The sequence below is a fragment of the Nocardioides coralli genome (assembly GCF_019880385.1).
In the GTDB taxonomy this organism is placed as follows: Bacteria; Actinomycetota; Actinomycetes; order Propionibacteriales; family Nocardioidaceae; genus Nocardioides; species Nocardioides coralli.
In genome coordinates this window covers 1,063,415-1,084,231 of record NZ_CP082273.1, presented here as the reverse complement: position 1 = coordinate 1,084,231, position 20,817 = coordinate 1,063,415, and the positions used below count along the sequence as shown (strand labels likewise).

Below are 20,817 nucleotides of genomic sequence, written 5' to 3'. Positions count from 1 at the left end.
CCCGTGAGCACGCACATCGCAGCCGAGCCCGGCGAGATCGCCCCCACCGTCCTGATGCCCGGCGACCCGATGCGCGCCCGGTGGATCGCCGAGACGTTCCTCGACGGGGCACAGTGCTACAGCGAGGTGCGCGGCATGTACGGCTACACCGGGACCTGGCAGGGCCGTCCGGTGTCGGTCCAGGGCTCCGGCATGGGCCAGCCGTCCCTGGCCATCTACGCCAACGAGCTGTTCCGGGAGTACGACGTGCAGTCGATCATCCGGGTGGGCTCCTGTGGCGCGCTCACGCAGAAGCTCGCGATCCGCGACCTGGTGATCGCCTCCGGCGCCTGCACCGACTCCGCGATGAACCGGATCGCGTTCGAGGGCCTCGACTACGCCCCCGTCGCCGACTTCGCGCTGCTCCGCGAGGCCGCGGCCGCCGCTCCCGAGGCACACGTCGGCCTGATCTTCTCCAGCGACTCCTTCTACGCTGCTCGCCCGGAGCTGGTCTCACGGATGGTCGACTACGGCGTGCTCGCGGTCGAGATGGAGGCGAGCGCGCTCTACACGCTCGCCGCGAAGTACGACCGGCGGGCACTGGCGATCTGCACCGTGTCCGACCACATCGTCACCGGCGAGGAGACCAGCGCCCAGGAGCGGGAGCAGACCTTCAGCCGGATGGTCGAGGTCGCCCTCACCGCGGCGGCGCAGGCGGGCTGACCAGCCGCTCCAGCTCCTCACGTCCCGGCAGGTCGGGCGGCTCGACCAGCGCGCCGTGGCGGACGTAGAAGAACCCGGCGCGCACCCGATCCAGGGGCGTCCCGGTGAGCTCGGCCCAGGCGAGGCGGTAGATCGCCAGCTGCAACGGGTCGGCGGACTGCTGCCGACTCGTCTTCCAGTCGACCACGAGGTAGCCGGGCTGCCCGTCCACCTGCTCGGCGTAGACCGCGTCGATCCGCCCGCGCACCACCTGTCCACCCAGCACGAGGGCGAAGGCCGCCTCGACGCGGTGGGGTGGGCGGTCGGCGAAGGGCCCCTTCTCGAAGGCCTCGACCACCTCGGCGAGGTCGTCGGGGCCGTCGATCCCGACGTCGGCGCGGCCGGGGAGCTCGTCGGGGTCGATGAGGTCCTGCTGCCCGAACCGGGCCTCGACCCAGGCGTGGAAGCGGGTGCCGAACCGGGCTGCCGGCGCGGGCGGCCGCGGCATCGGACGGCGCAGGTCGCGCGCGAACCCGTCGGGGTCGTCGCGCAACCGTGCCAGCGCGGTGGCCGAGAGGCTCGCCGGGAGCGGCACGTCGACGGTGTCGCCCCCCTCGGCGCGGGCCTCGGCCAGCAGCCGCTCGAGCTCCTCGTCCCACTCCCCCACCCGCGAGGCCTCCGCCAGGTCGAGCTCGGGATCCTCGAGCCGGCCCGCCAGCGCGTCGGCGACCAGCTCGCTCGCCGAGAGCCGACGCAGCGCCTCCGCCGTGTGGTCGGTCACCGGCCACGGCACCTCCCGGACCGTGGCGTGGAGCGGGTTGGGCGTGCCCGGGGGCGGCTTGTCGAGCCAGGCGACGGGCTTCTCGCCCCAGGCGGCGAGCTGGTCGCGCACCACCTGCTGGAAGGGCGAAGGGCCCAGGGGTGTCTTGCGGGTGTCCGTCCACAGGTAGGAGGACACGTGGAGCTCGTGGCGGGCCCGGGTGAAGGCGACGTAGCCGAGCCGCAGCTCCTCGGTGAACTCGTGGGCCTTGCAGTCCGCCTTGTAGGCGGCGATCGCGTCCTTGTCGTGCCCGCCCAGGGCGGGCAGGTCGCGCCGATCGCCCCGCAGCGGCGTGGGCAGCAGCTCGACCCGGGTCGGCCAGAGCCCCCGGCTCGTGGTGTGGGGGAACTTCTCCTCGCAGACCCCGGCGAGGAACACCACGTCCCACTCCAGACCCTTGGCGCGGTGGACCGTCAGCAGCTTGACGGAGTCGGCCGCCGACGGGGTCGCCACGTCGAGGCCCTCGCCGTCGAGCTCGGCATCGAGCCAAGCCAGCAGGGCCGGCAACGTCACCGCTCCGTCGATGGCCTGGAACTCCGCCACGGCTTTGACGAAGAGGTCGAGGTTCTCGCGCCGGGCGCGGGCGGCCTCGCTCACCGAGGCCGCCAGCTCCACGTCGATGCCGCAGACATCGATGATGCGACGCACCAGCTCCAGCAGCGGCTCCGCCGCGTGTCCACGCAGGTGGCGGAGCTCGGCCGCGAGCAGCGCGAACCGCTCGCGGGCCACGGTCGAGTAGGGGAGGTCGCCCGGGTCGGCGAGCGCGTCTGACAGCGCGGTGACCTCGGTGGGCTCGGCACCGGTCACCGCGTGGGCGAGCTCCTCGGCGAGCGTGCCACCGGTGGCCCTGCCCTGCCGCGCATCGGCCAGCTCGCGCGCCCGACGGCCCAGCAGGGCCAGGTCGCGCGGACCGATGGCCCAGCGTGGCCCGGTCAGGAGGGCGAGCAGCTCGCTGTTGGCGGTGAGGTCGTGGACCAGCGTCAGGGTGGCGAGCACCTCGGCGACCTCCGGGAGCCGGAGCAGACCCTTGAGGCCCACGATCTCGACGGGTACGTCGGCGGCGGTGAGCGCGTCGAAGACGTCGGCGGCATGGGCGTTGTCGCGCACGAGCACCCCGATCTCGCGCCACGACCCGGCCCGGCCCTCGCCATGGGCGAGCCGGACCTGGTCGGTGAGCCACGCGAGCTCCTCGGCGTAGGACTCGTGGACGACGGTCTGCACCACGCCGGCCTCGGCGCCGCCGGGCTCGAGCGGCCGCACCTGCTCGAACTGTTCGTGGAGCGGCGCCGCCAGCCGGTTGGCGACCTCGAGGATCCGGGCGTCGCTACGACGGTTGACCGTCAGCGGGTGGACCGTGACCGCGCTGCCCGGGGCAGGCGGGAAGTCCTCCGCGAAGCGCAGGATGTTGGAGACCGAGGCCCCACGCCAGCCGTAGATCGCCTGGTTGGGGTCGCCGACGGCGGTGACCGCGTGGCCGAGACCCGCGTCGGGGTCGGGGCCGCTGAAGAGCCGGCTGAGCATCAGCGCCTGCGCGACCGAGGTGTCCTGGTACTCGTCGAGCAGCACCACGCGGTGGATGTCGCGCTCCAGGACGCCGACGCCGGGGTGGGCCTCGGCCAGCCGGGCGGCCAGGGAGATCTGGTCGGAGAAGTCCATGAGCCCGAGCCGCTGCTTGAGCCGGCGGTAGTCCTCGACCAGCCCCAGCGCCTCGCCGCGCCGCGTGAACGCCGAGCGGACGTCGCGGAGCAGGGCGCCGGACAGCTCCGCCTCGAAGCGCGGCAGGGCCTGGGCGTCGAAGTCGCGCAGCTCCGCCGGCTCGCGCAGGTGCTCCGCCAGGGCGCCGTCGAGCTTGAGCAGGTAGTCGATGACGTGGGGCGGGCTGTCGGAGAGCTCGCGGACCTCGCCGGTGTGCTGCTCGATCACCCGGGCGGCGAGCTGGTAGCGGGCCGCGTCGGCGATCACCCGGGTCTCGGGCTCGTGACCGATCCGGAGACCGTGCTCGGTGAGCAGCGAGGCGGCGTAGGCGTTGTAGGTCGCCACCACCGGTTCGAGGACCTCCTCCTCGCCGTCGCCCACCGAACCCCGGCCGAAGCCGGCGTCGTCGAGGGCCTCCCGGATGCGGGTGCGCAGCTCGGCGGCGGCCTTGGTGGTGAAGGTCAGACCGAGCACCTGGTCGGGCCGGACCTGACCGGTGACCACGAGGTGGACGACACGCGCTGCCATCAGCGAGGTCTTGCCGGACCCCGCGCCCGCGATGACCACCCCCGGCTCGAGCGGCGCGCTGATGGCCGCCCACTGCTGGTCACTGACCTGGTAGGGGGTGCCCATGACCTCCTGGAGCTCGGCCGGCGTCCGGATCTCGCGCGTGGTCACGACAGCACCGTGCCGGAGGTCTGGGCAGGGCAGAACCGCTCGAACGCGCAGTAGCTGCACTGGGGGCCCGGGCGGGCGGGGAACTCCTCGTCGCGCAGCCGGCCGACGGCCTCGCTCAGCTGCCGCTCGATGGGGCGCACCCCGTCCTCGTCGGGCACCTGGGGCGCCTGCTGCTGCACGCGCATCCCCGAGGTCGCGAGCTGCTGCCGCAGGTGCCACAGCTCGGCACCACCCGGCACGTCGTGGCCGGGCACCGCGCCGTGCTCGACCGCGAGCTGGTAGAGGCCGAGCTGGGGGTGGACGCGCAGCTCCTCCTTGGTCGGCGCGGTCTTGCCGGTCTTGAGGTCCACGACCACCACCCGGCCCTCGGTGTCGAGCTCGATCCGGTCGGCGTAGCCGTGGAGGAGCACCCGCTGGCCGTCGGCGAGCTCGACCTCTGCCCGGAGCGGCTGCTCGGTGCCGACCAGCTCGCGCGCCTCGGCGCTGCGGTGTCGGGACAGGAACCCCACCAGCGCCTCGCGGACCTTGCTCCGCTCCGACTCCGCCGACCACGGCGTGCGGAACGGGATCTGGGACCACACCGTGTCGACCTGGGCCATCAGCTCCTCGACGACCGACTCGGAGGTACGGCCGGCGAGCTCGACCTCGCCGCGACCGATGCGGTCGGCCAGCGCGTGCACGACGTTGCCGAAGCCCTGCGCCTGACCAGCGGGCCGCTCGCCCCCGCCCTCGCGCTCCAGGAACCACTTGGCCGGGCACTGGTCGACGCTGGTCAGGGTGCTGGCCGAGATCACCACCGGCTGGTCGAGGGGTCGCAACGGCTCGTCGCCGACGCTCCAGGCGCGGGTGCCCCACCAGGAGGCCGGGTCGGCCCACGGCACGCGCACCTCGCCTGCGCGGTGGGCAGCGGTGAGCCGCGCCAGCCGGAGTGCGGCCGCCCGACGCAGCGGTTCGGGCTGGTCGGGGTCGGCGACCGTACGTCGCAGCTCGGCGACCAGGCCGGGCAGCGAGAGCGGCCGCCGAGGTCGTCCCGGCACGTGGCTGATCCGGCGCCCGGGCTCGTCGGGGAAGAGCTCCTCGAGGAAGCGCGAGGGCTGCTCGCCCTCGTCGTCGGTCGAGCGCACCGCCGTCACCACGAGGCGGCGGGTGGCGCGGGTGACGGCGACGTAGAACAGGCGTCGCTCGTCGGCCAGGAGCTCGCGGGCGGTGGTGGGAGGCACCAGCCCCGAGACACCGATCCGGTCGGCGCGCAGCAGGGTCGCGCGTCGGCGCAGGTCTGGCCAGGCGTCCTCCTGGACGTGGGCCACGACCACGAGGGGCCACTCGAGGCCCTTGGCCCGGTGTGCGGTCAGCAGCCGCACCGCGTGGTCCCGCACACCGGTCTCGGCGAGGGTGTCGCCCGGGATCTGCTGGGCGCGCAGGGTGTCCAGGAACGCTCCGGCCGAGGTGTGCTCCCGCTGCTCCTCGGCCCGGACGGCCGCGTCGAAGAGGGCCACGACGGCATCGAGGTCGCGGTGGGCGAGCCGGGCGGCCAGCCCACCCCTCTCGGTCGTGTCGCGCAGCCGCTGGGGCCACGTGGTGCCGGCCCACAGGTGCCACAGCAGCTCCTCGACCGTGGCTCCCGCGGCACGGAGCTCGCGGGCCCCGGCGAGCAGCTCGGCGATCGCCAGCGCCTTGCGCTCCCCCGGCGTCGGGTCGGTGACCGCGGCCAGCACCCGGGGGTCGAGCACCGCGTCGCGGAGCAGGTCGGGCGACCTCCGAGGAGGCCGGCCCTCCGCGGTGGCCCGCTCACGGTCGCGCGCCCGCAGCCGTCGGGCCACCGACCGGACGTCGGTGGCGTCCATGCCCGCCAGCGGGGTGGCGAGCAGCTCGGAGACCCGCTGCGGCCCGACGAAGGAGGGGTCCGCCGGGTCCGCCACCTCGGCGTCGACGACCAGCGCGAGCGCCGCGAGCAGTGGTTGCACCGCCGGTTCGCGCACGAGCGGCGTGTCGTCGGCGGCGACGTCGACCGGCACGCCGGCGGCGACCAGGGCCCGCCGCAGGCCGGGGATGGTCGCACGCCCGGAGCGCACCAGCACGGCCATGTCGGACCACGGCACGCCGTCCTCGAGGTGGGCGCGGCGCAGCAGGTCGGCGAGGTGCTCGGCCTCCGCGCGGTCGGTGTCGAAGGTCAGCAGGTCGACCTCGCCGGGTTCGGACACCTCCGAGACCGGCTCGAGGAAACGGTTGAGGGCGCTGGCGGGCACCGCGCCCGGGAGCGGCAACCGTGCCGACACGCCCCGGGCGGCCCGCAGGATGCGCGGCCCGAACCGGCGGGTCGTGCCGAGCACCACGGTGGGCGCCGGCTCGCCGGCCACGGTCCGGAACCGGTCGGGGAACTCGAGGATCCCGCGGACCTCGGCGCCGCGGAAGGCGTAGATGGCCTGGTGGGGGTCGCCCACGACGGTGAGGTCGCGACCGTCGCCCGCCAGGGCGCGCAGCAGCGCCACCTGGGCGGGGTCGGTGTCCTGGTACTCGTCGACGAACACGTGGCGCAGCTGGGCCCGCAGCGCGTCGCGGACCGGCTGCTCGGGGTCCTGGAGCATGCGCACCGCGGTGGCGATGAGGCTGGGGTAGTCGAGGTGGTTCTGGCTGGCCGCCACCGCGTCGTACTGCTCCATGAAGGCCGCCGCCGCGACGAACTCCGGGACCTGCTCCTCCTCACCGAGCCGCCGCAACGCCTCGGAGCCGAGCCCCTTCTCCTGGGCTCGCGCGAGCACCTGCGCCACCTCGCCGGCGAAGCCGCGGGTCCCGATCGCGCCACGGATCGACTCGGGCCAGACGATCGACTCCGCCTCCCGCGTGAGGATCTGCTGGAGCACGACGTCCTGCTCGGGGGCCGACAGCAGCCGCAGCGGCCCGTCGTAGAGCTCCGGCGGCGACCACTGGCGGATCAGGCCGTAGGCGAAGGAGTGGAACGTCGCTCCCAGCGTGGAGGAGACGGTGCGACCGACGCGCGCGATCACGCGGTCGCGCAGCTGCTCGGCGGCCTTGCGGGAGAAGGTGAGGGCCAGCACCGACGCGGGGTCGGCGCCGTCCTCGATGCGGCGCGCGATGGCCTCGACGAGCGTGGTGGTCTTGCCGGTGCCGGGCCCGGCGAGGACGAGGAGCGGCCCGCCGGCGTGGTCGACGACGGCCTGCTGGTGCTCGTCGAGCACCGGCGTCGTCGCGGTCGCGCGGTCGGCGACCAGGCGGTACGTCGTCATGGCCTCACCCCATCATGGGGCACCGACACCGGCCGGGTGGTGGGCGACATGCGGCGCGGGTACGTTGGCCGGCAAGTGACAGCGCAGGGACCGCGAAGGGAGACGAGAGATGTCCGAGGCCACCGACTCCGTGATCATGCTCAACCGTGCCCTCGACCAGATGGGCGACCTCATCGCCGCGGTCCACGAGGACCAGCTCGGGCGACCGACCCCCTGCTCGGGCTGGGCGGTGGGCCAGCTGGTGGCCCACGTGCTGGCCGGTCCGCGCCGCTTCCTCGAGATGGCCGAGGGCGGTGAGCCCGACTTCTCGACCAACCCGGCCCCGCCCGAGCACGGCTGGGCGGAGACCTTCCGGGAGTCGGCCGACGACCTCATCCACCACTGGCACCAAGAGGGCGAGGACGCCTCGCCCGAGGCGGTGGACTGGCAGACCGCCGAGTTCGCGCTCCACGGCTACGACCTCGCCAAGGCCCTCGGTCGCCGGACCGACCGGCTCGATCCCGAGGTGGCAGAGCGGGGCTACGCCTACATGTCGCGGGTCCTGACACCGGACAACCGGGGCCAGGCCTTCGCCGCCGAGCAGCAGGCTCCCGCCGACGCCGACCCCTACGAACGGCTGGCGGCCTTCGCCGGGCGCGAGGTCGCCTGAGCCCCGGCGCTCAGCCCACGTCGACGATGGCAGCCACCGGGCCGCCACCCTCGGGCCCCTGGTGGGCCGCCGACACCGACACGAACACCGCCGGGTCACCCGTGACCGCCGCGGTGACCCCGCCGACGCACGCCTTGATCTGGCGGTGCCAGTGGACGTCGGAGTCGTCGAGCATCGCGTTGCGACGTCCGCGCACCTCCCCGTCCTGGGAGGCCTCGCACTTCAGGAACACGTTGACCAGCCGGCCGTCGAGGTCGGAGGTGTGGGGCCGCTCGGGCAGCTCGAGGCCCGCGTCGCGGATCGCGGCCCAGATGCCGTCCTGGTCCAGCGCGTCCTCCATCACCGCGTGCCCGATCCGGTAGCGACCGCCCACGCCGGTGGCGTTGCCGACCACGACCACCTGCGCGCGGTCGAGCTCGACGCCCGAGGAGCACGACGCCACCGCGGAGTAGAGCGACCGGTCGTGCATGACGTCCTCGTCGCGGGGCATGTCGATCTCGCCGAGGGCGACGGCGATGCCGAGCGCCGTGCAGCCGTTGGAGAGGTCCATCGACTCGTGCGTGTGCTCGGTCCAGACCGTCTTGCCGCGGCTCTTGGCGTCGCGGATGGTGTGGATGGTCAGCAGCGGGGTCTTGGTCTGGACGTAGTGGACGTCGGCCGGGTCGTCGATCCCGGCCCGCTCCATCGCCACCCTGACCGCGTCGGCGACCTTGCTCACCATCGCGGTCCGGCCGATGTCCTCGGGCAGCAGCTGCTCGCTCATGGCGAAGCCCGCCGTCAGCCGCATCTCCTGCTTGGAGGGGTCGTCGTCGGCCACGTCGGTCGTCGCGAAGATCGTCGCGTGGGGGCTGATCACGCCGTCGGTGCCGCCCGACCACACGATCGGGATCTCCGCGACCGCCTCGGGGTCGGCGCCCTGCTCGACGAGGGCCTCGCGGAACGCGCGGTCGGCGATGATCCGGGTGTAGTCGTTGACCCCACCGTTCCCCTCGGTCTTGCCGATGATCGCGATGACGCGGTCCGCGGCCATCACCCCGTCCTCGATGAGCCGCGTCAGCTCGGAGGCGTCCGCGACCGAGTGGATGGGGACCTTGCGGACTTCGATGGCGCTGGGCATGGGTGCTTTCCTCTCGGTTGGGCGTTCAGTCGGGGACGACGAGGGTCCCGGCGCGGCCCTCGACCGCGTCGAGGATCCGGTCGAGACGGGTGATGGCGGCGTGGCGCCCGCCCTGCTCCACGAAGCGGCAGGCGGCCTCCACCTTGGGGCCCATCGAGCCGCTGCCGAAGTGACCCTCCCGCAGGTGGTCGCGCATCGCCGACACACTCACCCGGCCGAGCTCCTCGGCGTCGGGCTGACCGAAGCGGAGCACGGCGTGCGGCACGTCGGTGGCGATGACGAGCACCTCGGCGTCCACGGTCGCCGCGAGCAGGGCGGCGGCGAGGTCCTTGTCGATGACCGCCTCGACACCCCGCAGCCCACCGTCCTCGCGCACGACGGGGACGCCGCCACCGCCGGCGGCGACCACGACGTACCGCGCGTCGACGAGGCAGCGGATGGCGCCGGCGTCGAGGATCTCCAGGGGCTCCGGGGAGGCGACCACCCGGCGCCAGCCGCGCTCGCCGCGGTCCTCCCAGACCTGCCCGTGCTCCATCAGGGGCCGGGCCTCGTCCTCGGGGAGGTAGCGACCGATCGGCTTGGTGGGGGCGCTCAGCCCGGCGTCGTCGGCCGCGACCCGGGTCCGGGTCACCACGGTGGCCGTCGGGCGCTCGATGCCCCGGCCGGAGAGCTCGTTGTCGAGCGCGTTCATCAGGGTGAACCCGAGGGTGGCCTGGGTCTGCACCCCGCACCAGTCGAGCGGGACGGGTGGCACCACGGCCGCGGCGATCTCGTTCTTGACCAGCAGGTTGCCCACCTGCGGGCCGTTGCCGTGGGTCAGCACCACGTCAGCGCCGGCGGCGATCAGCTCGGCGACGGCCCGCATCGCGACCGCCGCGGCGGCCTGCTGGTCCTCGACGCGGACGCGACCCTCGTCGTTGGCCATGGCGTTGCCGCCCAGTGCCAGCAGCACCCTCATGGCTCGAACCTAGTGAGTGCCGCCCCCGGGCGACGACAGCAACTCCTTCCAAGCGCACCGACGTCCGCTGGCAGGTGTTGCCAAGGCCGTCGTGCTCAGCCCTTGGGCTGCTCCTCCGGGTCGAAGCGGGGGTCCGCCAGGAAGTACTGGGCCACCAGACCGGGGTCGCGTCGCCGCGGGCGAGCGGGCGTGGGCACCATGCGGCCCTCCACCGCGTCCCAGAACAGGTCGGCAGCGTGCATCACCTTGCGCGCGACCAGCCCCGGGAACCCGGTGTGCGGGACGTACGGATGCGGCCGCGTCGGCGCCGACGGCTCGGCGTGGTGCAGCTGCGCGGCCACGGCGTCGAGCTCGGCGTGGTCGAGGACCAGGCCCAGCCGCCGCGCGAGCTCGAGCTCCTGCTCCCGGTGATCGGCCAGCGCTGCCCGGACGTCGCCCCACACCTCGTCCCAGCGGAACCCGGTCTCGTAGACCGATCCATAGGCACGGGCCTTCACGTGGGCCAGCACCACCTCGAGGTGGCGGGCGGCGTCCAGGTAGTCGTGGGTGGCCCGGTGGGCGTCCTCCAGCTCCTGGTGGGCCAGGGGGAGCAGGACCGCGTCGACGGCGCCGAGGTGGCGGCTCGCGGTCGCGAGGAAGGTGTCGATCTCCTCGTAGTCCTTGCGCGGCTCCTCGAGCGTGGCGACACCGGCGCTCGCCCGCTCGAGGCGGCCCGCGAGATCGTCGTGGGTGTGCTGGATGCTGCGCTGCAGCGGGTCGGCCGTGGGCATGGGCCTCACCTCGTCGGTTCCGGGCCTCTGTCCATCGTGCGTCGCGCCGGGTCGCCCTTCAAGGAGCACGCTGCCCGCAGCGGGGTCGGCGGCCCGCCCAGCAGCAGCGAAATCGGCCCGGTCCCGACCGGCAGGCCGTGCTGGTCGTAGTAGGCGAACATCGCGAGCAGCCACGTGCGACGACGTGCGTCCAGCCCGGCTCCCTCGCCGGCGGCCCACGCCTCGGGGGTCAGCACCTCGACCGGGGCGCCCACCACCCCCGCGACCTCCGCCACGCTGGCCCGGAAGGAGGCGAGCTCGTAGGTCGCGCCCTCGTGCCCCTCCCCCAGCAGGACCGCAGCGGCGGCCTCCCCGACGTCGGGGAGGTGTGCGAAGCCGAACGGCACGTCGGCCCGGTAGGGGACGCGGACCGGGCTGCCGTCCAGCGGCAGGTTCTGCACGTAGGCACCCGGCTGCAGCACCGTCCAGCCCAGCCCCGACCGGCGGACCAGGTCCTCCGCCTCGGCCTTGGCGAGGTGGTGGGGCATCGCGGGTGCGTGCGGAGCGGCGACCGAGTGGTAGACCACCCGCTCGATCCCGGCCGCGTGCGCCGCCTCGAGCACCGCGGCGACGTACGCCGGCTCGTCGGGGTGCAGGTTGGGCGCCACCAGGTAGAGCCGGTCGGCCGGTGCCAGCGCGCGGGCGAGGGCGTCCCAGTCGTCGCGGCCGGTGGGGAACGACGCGGCCCCGCGGTGCGTGAGCGCCGCACGGACCACCCGGCCGGTCTTGCCGGAGCCCCCGACCACGGCGACCGTGGTGGTCACGGCCCGGTCGCCACGCTGCGGTGGTGGAGCTCCCGCATCTCGGCCTCCAGCTCGGCCGCGGGTCCGTCGACGGGCACACCGGGCGCCACCTCGCCGATCGGCAGCGGCCGGACCGCCCCGGGTGGCAGCCCCCACTCCTCGCGCCAGGCGCTGAGCCGTGCGGCCGACACGGCATAGACGACGCGACCGAGGCCCACCCAGCCGTGGGCCGCCGCGCACATCGGGCAGTGCTCGCCCGAGGTGTAGACGGTCGCCGCCGCGCGCTCGGCGGGAGCGAGGTGGGCGGCGGACCACCGGGCGATCGCGAGCTCGGGGTGGCGGGTGTGGTCGCCGCCCTTGACCCGGTTGCGGTCCTCGAACCGGACCTCGCCGGCGGCGTCGACCAGGACCGACCCGAAGGGCTCGTCGCCGTCGTCGAGGGCCTCACGGGCCAGCGCGACGCACCGGCGCAGGTGCGCGAGGTCGGTGTCGTCGAGCGCCACGTCAGACCCGGTCCACGTCGGCGTACGCCGCCCCGTCGGCCAGCCGGGCGTAGCCCGGGCCCCGGTCGAAGAAGGGCGCGTCGGCCTCGACGGTACGGCCGGCCCGCTCCGCCTCGGTGGCGGTGGCGTCGTGCGCCAGGTCGTCACCCTCGACCGATCCGGTGAGCACCACGCCGTAGTCGCGCAGCGCCGCCTCCGGCGAGACCTTGCGCCACACGACGTCGCGCACCACCAGCTCCGGTTCACGGCGCAGCGGGTCGCCCCAGCCGCCGCCGCCGGTGGTGCGGATCCGGATCACCTCACCGGCCTTCACCGGCTCGGCGTCGGCCAGGGCGTCCACGTCGCGCTCGTGGGGTCCGCCGGGGTCGACGGTGACCTGGAACGGTGCGCCGGCGCGGCCACCCCTCACCCCCCAGCACGCGAGGATCGAGCGGTCGGCGATCGACATGAAGTGGGCGTCCTTGAGCATCCGGATGTGCTTCTCGTAGCCGAGACCGCCGCGGAACTCCCCGGCGCCGCCCGAGTCGACCGCGAGCGACAGCGACTCGACGAGGAAGGGGAAGCGGGACTCGGTGAACTCGCTGGGGAGGTTCCGGGAGTCGGGCACGACGTGGATGGTGTCCTCGCCGTCGGCGTAGTAGCGGCCACCGGAGCCGCCCCCGAGCACCTCGCGCATCAGGTAGGGGCGGCCCTCGCGGTCCTCGCCGTAGACGCCGGTGTAGCGGATGGTCTCCTGGTCGGCCGGCATCCGCCCGTCGACCGCCTTCGCCACGACCCCGGCCAGCACACCGAGCAGCCGCAGGATCACGAAGGTCCGGGCGTTGGTCGGCGCCGGGAAGACGGGCGTGAGCAGGGTGCCCGGCTCGGGGAACCGCATCTCGATGAGGGGCACGACCCCCTCGTTGACGTCGAGCTCGGCCATCCGCTCCGGGGTGTCGGCGAGGTTGCGCAGGATGGGTGCCAGCCACTTCTTGAGGAAGACCCCGTCGCTGTAGTCGCCGCAGTGGTTGATCGGTCCTTTCGCCTGCGGGCCGGTGCCGTCGAAGTCGAGCACCAGCCGTTCGCCGTCGGGGTCGTCGGGGGCGGTGCGGGTCAGGGTGATCCGCTGCGCGTGCAGCCGCGGCTCGTCCACGCCGTCGTGCTCGGCGTAGTCCTCCCACGTCCAGGTGCCGACAGGGATCTTGGCCAGGATCTCCCGCCGGTAGGTCTCGGTGGTGCGCGACAGGATGGCGTCGAAGCACGACTCGACCGCCGCCACGCCGTACCGGTCGAACATCTCCCCCAGCCGCCGGGCGCCCATGAGGCAGGCCGAGCACTCGGCGTCGAGGTCGGCGGCCAGCGACTCCGGCATCCGGGAGTTGCGGGTCATGATCGCCAGCGCGCTCCGGTTGGGGCGGCCCTGGTCCCACAACCGGATGGGGGGGACCATCAGGCCCTCCTCGAAGACGCTGGTGGCCTGGCTCGGCATCGAGCCGGGCACCGCGCCGCCGATGTCGTCGTGGTGGCCGAAGGCCTGGACGAAGGCGACGACCGCCCGCTCCCCCGCGGGGCCGGCGAACACCGGCACCGTGACGCACAGGTCCGGCAGGTGGCCGATGCCGCCCTCGGAGCGGTAGACGTCGTTGTGGAAGAAGACGTCACCCTCCCGCATCTCCGCGATCGGGAAGTCGCGCGCCACCGGGTGGACGAGGGCGGAGTACGAGCGGCCGGTGAGCTTGCGCAGGAGGCGGTCGTGGATACCCGCGCGGAAGTCGTGGGCGTCCCGGATCATCGGGCTGCGCGAGGTGCGGGCGATGGCGGTCTCGACCTCCATCTCGACGCTGGCCAGCGTGCCCTGCACGATCTCGGTCAGGACCGGGTCGGCGCCGGCACCGGCGTCGTCGGTGAGGTGGCCGTAGGGGAACTGGGTCGGGACCCTGCGGGATCGGTTGCTCACGGCTCGTTCCTCTCCTCGCGGGTGACGATGAGGTTGCGGTAGTCGTCGACCCGGACCGCGAACCCGGGGTGGACCGGGACCGTGGAGCCGTACTCCTCGATGATGACCGGGCCGGTCAGCGTCGTCCCTGCGGCCAGGTCGGGGCGCCAGACGACCGGGGTGTCGACGTACCCGTCGGCGGCCTCGAAGCAGACCGCGCGGCGCCGCTCGCCGCGCACCTCGGCGGGCGGCGACGCCTCCGCCTTCCGGATCTCGGGTCGCTGGATGGGGCCGATGCCCGAGACCCGCAGGTTGACCCACTCGACGTGCTGGCTGTCGTCGTGGGCGAAGTCGTAGCCGTAGAGGCCGCGGTGCTCGGCGTGGAAGGCCTCCACCACGGCGGCGGCGGTGCGGTCGTCGAACTCGCCGGTCGGCACCGGCACCCGGACCTCGAAGGCCTGCCCGAAGTAGCGCAGGTCGGCGGTCCGGTCGAAGCGGTGCTCCTCCTCGGGGAACCCCTCGGTCCGCAGCGCGGCGGCGGCCCGCGACTCCAGGTCGGCGTAGACCCGCGCGACCTCGGCGACCTCGAGCGTCTCGGCGAGGCTGACATGGGTCTGGACGTAGTCGTTCTTGACGTCGACGGTGAGCAGGCCGAACGCCGACACGTTGCCCGGGTCCGGCGGTACCAGCACGGTGGGGATGCCGAGGATGTCCATGAGCCGGCACAGCAGCAGCGATCCGGACCCGCCGAAGGTGGCGAGCGCGAAGTCGCGGACGTCGAGCCCCCGCTTGACCGTCACCTGGCGCAGGGCGTTGGCCTGGTTCCAGGCCGAGATCTCCAGCACGCCCACCGCGGCCGCCTCCGGGCTCAGCCCGAGCCGGTCGGCCAGCTCCTCGACCCCCCGGCGCGCGGCCTCGGTGTCGAGCGGGATCTCACCCCCGAGCAGGTGGGGCGGGATCCTCCCCAGGACCACGTGGGCGTCCGTGATCGTCACGTCGGTGCCGCCCTTCGCGTAGCAGAGCGGCCCGGGGTCGGCGCCCGCCGACTGGGGTCCGACCTTCAGGGTGCCCTCCGGCGAGAGGTGGGCGATCGACCCGCCGCCCGCCCCGACGGTGACGACGTCGATCATGGGGATCTTCGACGGGTAGACCCCGACGCTGCCCTCCGTGGTCAGGGTGGGCTCGCCGTCGATGACGATTGAGACGTCGGTGGAGGTTCCGCCACCGTCGCTGGTGAGCACCTTGTCGAAGCCCGCGACCTTCGCGATCAGCGCGGCGCCCAGCGCGCCGGCCGCCGGGCCGGAGAGCACGGTGGTGATGGGCTGGTGGACCACCTCCTCCGCGCTGAGCACGCCGCCGTTGGACTTCATGACGTAGAACGGGATCGGCCGCTGCCCGTCCTGCTGGTGCTCGGCGGCGAGCCGTTCGGTGATGTTGGTGACGTACGCCGCGAGCCGCGGCTTCACCGCGGCGTCCACCAGCGTGGTCATCGCCCGTTCGTACTCGCGGTACTCGCGCAGCACCTCGCTGCTGATGGAGACCACAGCCTCGGGGTGCTCCTCGGCGATGACCTCCCGCATCCGCAGCTCGTGGTCGGGGTTGGCGTAGGCGTGCAGGAAGCAGACACCGAGGGTGGTGATGCCGCGGTCGCGGAACCAGCGGGCCACCTCGCGCGCACCGTCCTCGTCGAAGGGCCGCACCTCCTCGCCGGTGAAGTCGAGGCGGCCCTCGACGCCGCGCACCAGGTCGCGAGGGACGATGCGGTCCGGCTTCACCCAGAAGTAGGAGTTGCCGTAGCCGTCGGGCACCGACTGCCGCGCGATCTCCAGCATCGCCTCGTAGCCCGTGGTCGTGACGTAACCGAGCCGGTCGACCTTGCCCTCCAGCAGCTGGTTGGTGGCGACCGTGGTGCCGTGGCAGACCGCGCTGATCGACCCGCCGCCGGCAGCGAGGAGGTCGAGCACCTTCTCGATGCCCGCCAGGAAGCCGTCAGCGGGGTTGGCCGGGGTGGAGGGTGTCTTCGTGGTGACCACCTCACCCGTGGTCTCGTCGACCGCGACCACGTCGGTGAAGGTGCCTCCGGTGTCGATGCCGATCCGGATCCGCTGCGCCATGCCGACGATTCAACCGTTCGGCGCGCCGGTCTGCGACGGCACATCCTGCCGACGGACCCCCATCCGCTTGTCAGCACCTGCCAGCCCCGCCGCAGCCGGCGTGCTGGGATGTGGGCATGGTGCAGGCGCTGGACGTGACCTTCGACCGCCCGAGCGAGGCCCGGGTCCGGGCCGCGTGGGAGGAGCTGCGCGACGCCGGGCTGCCGAGCCTGGCGCGGCACACGGCGCCCAGCAACCGGCCCCACCTCACGCTGGACAGCCGCGACGCGGTGCCCGCCGCGGCGGAGGCGGGCCTGGCCGTGGTCGCCGCCCGGCTCCCGCTGGAGGTCCGCATCGGCTCGCTCGTGCTCTTCCGCGCCCGTCAGCGGTGGGTGGTGGCCCGCCACGTGGTCGTCGACCGCCCGCTGCTCGAGCTCCACGAGCACGTGCACGCCGTGCTCGGGCCCGGTGGGTCACCGCTGACCCTGCCCGGTCAGTGGGTTCCCCACCTGACCCTGGCCCGGGGGGTCACGGACGACGACCTCCCGCGGGCGCTCGCGCTCGCCGGCGCGGCACCTCCCTTCACCGCCACGGCCCTGCGGCTGCGCCGCTGGGACGACGAGGCCGGGGAGGCGTGGGACGTCCACGCGGTGGAGGGTCAGACCCCGAGCGAGCGCTCGTTGTAGGTCCCGGCCTGCTCCTGGCCGGACAGCCGCGCGATGGCAGCCATGATCTCGTCGGTCGCCTCCCGACGGGCGCGACCCGAGGGCACCCCGTCGAACCGGCCGGTGAAGTCCAGCGGCTCCCCGAACCGCACCGTGACGTCGGCCAGCCGGGGGCGGCTCGACCCGACGGGTTGGATGTCCTGGGTCCCCTGCAGGCCCACCGGCACGACCGGGCAGCCCGCGGTGAGCGCCAGGTGCGCCACGCCGGTGCGGCCGCGGTAGAGGCGCCCGTCGCGCGACCGGGTGCCCTCGGGGTAGATGCCGAAGGCCTCACCCCGGCCGAGCACCTCCAGGGCGGTGTCGAGGCTCGCGAGGGCGGCGCGGCTGTCGTCACGGTCGACCGGCAGCATCCCGATCCCCTCGAACCACAGCCGCCGGACGGTGCCGCGGACGCCGGTGCCGGTGAAGTAGTCGGACTTGGCGAGGAAGACGACCTTGCGCGGGACGACGCACGGGATGACGACGCTGTCCACGAAGCTCAGGTGGTTGCTGGCGAGGATCACCGGTCCGGTCCGGGGGACGAGGTCGAGGCCCGTCACGGTCGGTCGCCACACCGCCCGGAGCACCGGCGGCACGATCGAGTGGAGCACGCGGTACGTCGCCGTCACCGGCTCATCATGGCACCCCGGCGGAGGAGGTCGACGGAGTCCGGCACGCTGGGGACCTCGGGCGCGCGGGACCCCGCCGACCACCGGGTTTCCGCGACAGGGGGTCCGCGGAAATAGGAGAAGGGCCCTCATAGGTATGAGCTACAAGGGCCCTTCCGACGGTGTCGGCCTCGGCCCGAAGGCTTGCGGCGGCACCGCTGACCGGTACTGGTGACGCTCCCGGTCGATGCACTCCTCGACGCGGGTCCCGGTCGCCCCGTCACCTGGCGGCCGCGGCGGCCCGCCGGCGTACCGGCTGCCGCCCGATGGACCCTCGTCTCCGAGCCATCCCGCCTTCCCTCGCAGGTCGGCGTGGGAGAAGTTCTATGCCCTGCAACCCCCGTGCCACAAGGGGTCTCGCGGAGATTTCTTCACGTACTCCGGGTTCCGGCGTGTCGTCCCCAGGCGGCACCGGGGTTCCCCACAAGATGGCCGGCTCCCTCCACAGCGCTGCCGACGCCCTGTGGATCGATGGCACGCTGGACTGGACAGCCCCGGCGGGGCTCGTGGGACGATTTCCCCGACCGGACGACGGCACCGGGTCGCCTGGCTCCGGGAACGGCGAAGGGCCCTCGTGAGTATGAGTCACGAGGGCCCTCCGGATCGCGGGAGGACGGCGGGCTGAGCCCGACTCCTCCGCGCGCTGCGACCGGTACTGGTGATGCTCCCGGTCGACGTGCTCGGAGGTCCCGGTCCCGGCCACCACATCACCTGGCGGCCGCGGCGGCCTGCCGCCGAAGCAGCTGCCGCCGGACGGACCCTCGTCTCCGAGCTCGTCCCGCCACCCCTCTCGGGTCGGCGTGGGTGAAGTTCTACGTTGCGGAACCCCGCTGCCACAAGGGGTTCGGCGACCTTTTCTTCACGTACTCCGGGTTCCGGCGCGTCGTCCCCAGCATGGAGCGGCTCGTCCCCAGCAACGGCCCCGGCGTCCACATCTTGTCCACAGCCCGCTGTGGATGCCGGTCAGTCGTTCCACCCGAGCAGGTCGCCCACCTCCCGGGCCAGGGTCATGGGGTCGAAGGGCTTGGCGATCACTCCCGCCACGGCCAGGCCCTCCCAGTCGGGGTGCTCGCCGTAGGCGAGCTTGGCCGTCACGAGCACGACCGGGATGTCGCGCGTGGCCGGGTCGGCCTGCAGGAGCCGGAACGTGGTCAGCCCGTCGAGGCCCGGCATCATCACGTCCAGCAGGATCGCGTCGATGCCCGGGCCGGGAGCCATCGCCAGGCAGGCCTGTCCGGAGTCGGCGGAGAGCACCTGCCAGCCGCCGATCGACTCCAGCGCCACGGAGGCCACCATCCGGATCGACTCGTCGTCGTCGACGACCATGACCCGGCGACTGCTCACGCCAGCACCTCGGGCACCCGGTCGCCGGTCGCGGCCGGGAGGGTGAAGAGCATCGTCGTCCCCTGGCCGGGTCGGCTCTCGGCCCAGATCCGGCCACCGTGGTGGTCGACGATGGCCCGGCAGATGGCCAGGCCGAGCCCGGTGCCGCCCTTCTCCCGGGCGTCGGAGGAGTCGACCTGGGCGAACGGCTCGAAGATCAGGCCGAGCTTGTCGCCGGGGATCCCCCGCCCCTGGTCGCGCACCCGGAACAGCACGTGCTCGCCCTCGACGGCGGCGCTGACCACCACCTCGCCGCCTGCCTCCGAGAACTTGATGGCGTTGCCGAGCAGGTTGGCCAGCGTCTGCAGCACCTGGTCCTCGTCGCACAGCACCCGACCCTCGCTCGGGCCGGCACTGACGACGACGTCGCGCGGGACGGCCGCGCCCTCCATCTGGGCCACGGCGGAGCGGACCAGATCGCCCGCGTCCACGGCGGTCAGCCGCAGCGCCCGGCCGCCGGCTGTGATCCGTTCCATGTCGAGCAGGTCGTTGATCAGCCGGGTGAGCCGCTCGCTGCTCTCGGACGCCACGCTCACCATGGCCGCGGCGCGCGGGTCGAGCTCGCCGACCGCACCCCCGGCCAGCAGCCCCAGCGAACCCCGGATGGAGGTGAGCGGCGTCCGCAGCTCGTGGCTGACCACGGAGAGGAACTCGTTCTTCATCCGCTCGACCTCACGGCGCTGGGTGACGTCGCGGAACACGACCACGGCTCCCACGGGGTCCTCGCCCTCGCGGTGCACCAGCGGGCTCGCGGTCACCTCCACGGGGAACGCCCGCTCCCCGACCCGCCGGTACTCGTCCTCGATGTCGCTGCCCGCCGTTGCGGCATGGACCGCCAGGTGCACGTAGCACTCCTCCACGTCGTGGTCGCTGTGGAAGAGTCCGTGCGCCTCGCGCCCGAGCAGCTCGTCGGTCCGGAAGCCCAGCGCCTCGGCAGCGGACGGGTTGACGAAGCTGATCCGGCCGGAGCGGTCCACGCCGTAGATCCCGTCGCCGACCGAGGTGAGCAGCAGCTCGTTCTGTGCGGCGAGCCGGGCCAGGTCCGCGGTCTGCTCGTCCACACGCCGCTGCAGCCCTCGGCGCAGGGAGTCGTTGACCACCGACAGGATCGCCTGCCGGACGCCGGCGAGCAGCACCAGCAGCAGCCAGACGATCGCCAGGTTGCTGCCGCGCAGCTGCTCGCCGAAGCGGACCTGCACCACGCCCGCCACCAGGAGGACGCCGAAGACGAGGACGGACCCGCGGGTGTTGGAGGGATGCGAGTCCACCGGCGCGGCCTCGCGGCTGGGCAGCAGCGCCGCCAGGGAGACGACGAGGTAGCCGGCGATCCAGCCGAGGTCCAGCCGGGTCCCGAAGTCGAAGCTGCCCTCGGAGACCAGGACGGCGTAGGCGAGGTCGGCGCTGCCGTACATGAGGAAGCCCGAGGCGATCAGCACCAGCGTGGGGCGGTCCGGGCCGTGGGCGCGGATGAGCAGGGTCAGCGCCACCGTGATGAGCACGACGTCCAGCACCGGGATCAGCAGGGAGGCGGCGAACGCGGCCGCGCCCGCGGTGCCGCTCTCGAGCAGGTTCGGGTAGATGAGCACCGCGACGATGGTCAGCACCCCGCCGCCGGCAACCAGTCCGTCGAGCACCGCCATCACCTGGCTGGAGCCGCTGTGGCGTACGCCCGGGAAGCCGATCAGGCCGATGATCACCAGCAGCAGGGCCCCCACGATCCCGAAGTCGCTGACCGAGCTGGGCTCGATGGAGGTGTCGGTGCCGAGGAGCACGCCGTAGAGGTTGGAGGCGATGGCGAGCCCGCTGGCCGCGACGAAGAGCAACCAGGACCGCCGGCGGCGGCCGCTGGTCTGGCGGGCCCGGTAGTAGCTGCACGCGCCCCCGGCCACCCCCGCGAGGAGCAGCAGGATGCCGCTGCTGGACTGCCGGGTCGCCTGGGGCACCGAGGGATCCAGGAGCGCGGCTGCGATCCCGACGACCGTCAGGGCCGCGGGGACGGCGACCGCGAAGACGACGCGTTGGGTCCGCTGGGGCAGGGGGGCACCCATGGGTGTCACGCTACGGCAGCGAGCCGGTTCCGGAGGGGATTCGCCCCGAGGACACGAGAACCCGCGCGAACTGCCGTCGTCGCCCGTGTCCGCGGTCTACCGTCACGC

15 protein-coding genes are annotated in these 20,817 nt (G+C 73.6%); 3 read left to right on the top strand and 12 right to left on the bottom strand.

The genetic code is table 11. The annotated features are described in order from the left end of the window. Nucleotides 1-3 precede the first annotated feature (3 nt). Nucleotides 4-702, top strand: a complete 699-nt coding sequence (gene deoD, locus K6T13_RS05260) for a purine-nucleoside phosphorylase (RefSeq protein ID WP_222897475.1) — start codon at nucleotides 4-6, stop codon at nucleotides 700-702. Here deoD and K6T13_RS05255 read toward each other — a convergent pair. Both K6T13_RS05255 and K6T13_RS05250 read right to left on the bottom strand, forming a co-directional pair. Then, complete coding sequence (locus tag K6T13_RS05255; protein WP_249423945.1) at nucleotides 677-3,874, bottom strand: ATP-dependent DNA helicase; 3,198 nt, start codon at nucleotides 3,872-3,874, stop codon at nucleotides 677-679. The genes deoD and K6T13_RS05255 overlap by 26 nt on opposite strands. Further along, a complete protein-coding gene (locus K6T13_RS05250; protein ID WP_222897474.1) occupies nucleotides 3,871-7,119 on the bottom strand; it encodes an ATP-dependent helicase in 3,249 nt (1,082 codons plus the stop codon). The genes K6T13_RS05255 and K6T13_RS05250 overlap by 4 nt, the downstream gene beginning before the upstream one ends. Before the next feature lie 109 nt (nucleotides 7,120-7,228). On the opposite strand from K6T13_RS05250, the gene K6T13_RS05245 reads away from it, so the two are divergent. After that, on the top strand, nucleotides 7,229-7,768 hold the full coding sequence (locus K6T13_RS05245; protein WP_222897473.1) for a TIGR03086 family metal-binding protein: 540 nt from the start codon (nucleotides 7,229-7,231) through the stop codon (nucleotides 7,766-7,768). A 10-nt stretch (nucleotides 7,769-7,778) separates the two neighbouring features. On the opposite strand, the gene bar is transcribed toward K6T13_RS05245, so the two are convergent. The 7 genes from bar to K6T13_RS05210 form a co-directional block, all read right to left on the bottom strand. Then, a complete protein-coding gene (gene bar, locus K6T13_RS05240) occupies nucleotides 7,779-8,885 on the bottom strand; it encodes a barbiturase (protein WP_222897472.1) in 1,107 nt (368 codons plus the stop codon). Nucleotides 8,886-8,910: 25 nt separating this feature from the next. Further along, nucleotides 8,911-9,843 (bottom strand): carbamate kinase, encoded by a 933-nt coding sequence (locus K6T13_RS05235; protein ID WP_222897471.1) that lies wholly within the window; start codon nucleotides 9,841-9,843, stop codon nucleotides 8,911-8,913. Nucleotides 9,844-9,938: 95 nt separating this feature from the next. Beyond that, nucleotides 9,939-10,613: a hypothetical protein gene (locus tag K6T13_RS05230; protein WP_222897470.1), complete on the bottom strand. Its 675-nt coding sequence runs from the start codon at nucleotides 10,611-10,613 to the stop codon at nucleotides 9,939-9,941. Nucleotides 10,614-10,618: 5 nt separating this feature from the next. After that, nucleotides 10,619-11,416: an SDR family oxidoreductase gene (locus K6T13_RS05225; RefSeq protein ID WP_222897469.1), complete on the bottom strand. Its 798-nt coding sequence runs from the start codon at nucleotides 11,414-11,416 to the stop codon at nucleotides 10,619-10,621. After that, complete coding sequence (locus K6T13_RS05220; protein ID WP_222897468.1) at nucleotides 11,413-11,898, bottom strand: nucleoside deaminase; 486 nt, start codon at nucleotides 11,896-11,898, stop codon at nucleotides 11,413-11,415. Before K6T13_RS05220 ends, K6T13_RS05225 begins: the two co-directional genes overlap by 4 nt. Before the next feature lies 1 nt (nucleotide 11,899). After that, nucleotides 11,900-13,834: a hydantoinase B/oxoprolinase family protein gene (locus K6T13_RS05215; RefSeq protein ID WP_222897467.1), complete on the bottom strand. Its 1,935-nt coding sequence runs from the start codon at nucleotides 13,832-13,834 to the stop codon at nucleotides 11,900-11,902. After that, nucleotides 13,831-15,927: a hydantoinase/oxoprolinase family protein gene (locus K6T13_RS05210; protein ID WP_222897466.1), complete on the bottom strand. Its 2,097-nt coding sequence runs from the start codon at nucleotides 15,925-15,927 to the stop codon at nucleotides 13,831-13,833. Before K6T13_RS05210 ends, K6T13_RS05215 begins: the two co-directional genes overlap by 4 nt. Before the next feature lie 116 nt (nucleotides 15,928-16,043). Between K6T13_RS05210 and K6T13_RS05205 the strand changes: the two genes are divergently transcribed. Then, nucleotides 16,044-16,592, top strand: coding sequence for a 2'-5' RNA ligase family protein (locus K6T13_RS05205; protein ID WP_222897465.1), 549 nt, complete (start codon nucleotides 16,044-16,046; stop codon nucleotides 16,590-16,592). Here K6T13_RS05205 and K6T13_RS05200 read toward each other — a convergent pair. The 3 genes from K6T13_RS05200 to K6T13_RS05190 form a co-directional block, all read right to left on the bottom strand. Beyond that, nucleotides 16,565-17,239, bottom strand: coding sequence for a lysophospholipid acyltransferase family protein (locus K6T13_RS05200; protein WP_249423944.1), 675 nt, complete (start codon nucleotides 17,237-17,239; stop codon nucleotides 16,565-16,567). The two genes, K6T13_RS05205 and K6T13_RS05200, sit on opposite strands and share 28 nt — an antisense overlap. A gap of 1,002 nt (nucleotides 17,240-18,241) precedes the next feature. Continuing rightward, complete coding sequence (locus tag K6T13_RS05195; protein WP_222897463.1) at nucleotides 18,242-18,622, bottom strand: response regulator; 381 nt, start codon at nucleotides 18,620-18,622, stop codon at nucleotides 18,242-18,244. Then, nucleotides 18,619-20,709, bottom strand: coding sequence for an ATP-binding protein (locus K6T13_RS05190; RefSeq protein WP_222897462.1), 2,091 nt, complete (start codon nucleotides 20,707-20,709; stop codon nucleotides 18,619-18,621). The genes K6T13_RS05195 and K6T13_RS05190 overlap by 4 nt, the downstream gene beginning before the upstream one ends. Between the last annotated feature and the right edge of the window lie 108 nt (nucleotides 20,710-20,817).

Bases quoted from the DNA above. Each gene is read 5' to 3' on its own strand.
- K6T13_RS05190 (WP_222897462.1), bottom strand. From the start codon at position 20,709: ATGGGTGCCCCCCTGCCCCAGCGGACCCAACGCGTCGTCTTCGCGGTC.
- K6T13_RS05205 (WP_222897465.1), top strand. From the start codon at position 16,044: ATGGTGCAGGCGCTGGACGTGACCTTCGACCGCCCGAGCGAGGCCCGG.
- K6T13_RS05235 (WP_222897471.1), bottom strand. From the start codon at position 9,843: ATGAGGGTGCTGCTGGCACTGGGCGGCAACGCCATGGCCAACGACGAG.
- K6T13_RS05210 (WP_222897466.1), bottom strand. From the start codon at position 15,927: ATGGCGCAGCGGATCCGGATCGGCATCGACACCGGAGGCACCTTCACC.
- K6T13_RS05250 (WP_222897474.1), bottom strand. From the start codon at position 7,119: ATGACGACGTACCGCCTGGTCGCCGACCGCGCGACCGCGACGACGCCG.
- K6T13_RS05230 (WP_222897470.1), bottom strand. From the start codon at position 10,613: ATGCCCACGGCCGACCCGCTGCAGCGCAGCATCCAGCACACCCACGAC.
- bar (WP_222897472.1), bottom strand. From the start codon at position 8,885: ATGCCCAGCGCCATCGAAGTCCGCAAGGTCCCCATCCACTCGGTCGCG.
- K6T13_RS05245 (WP_222897473.1), top strand. From the start codon at position 7,229: ATGTCCGAGGCCACCGACTCCGTGATCATGCTCAACCGTGCCCTCGAC.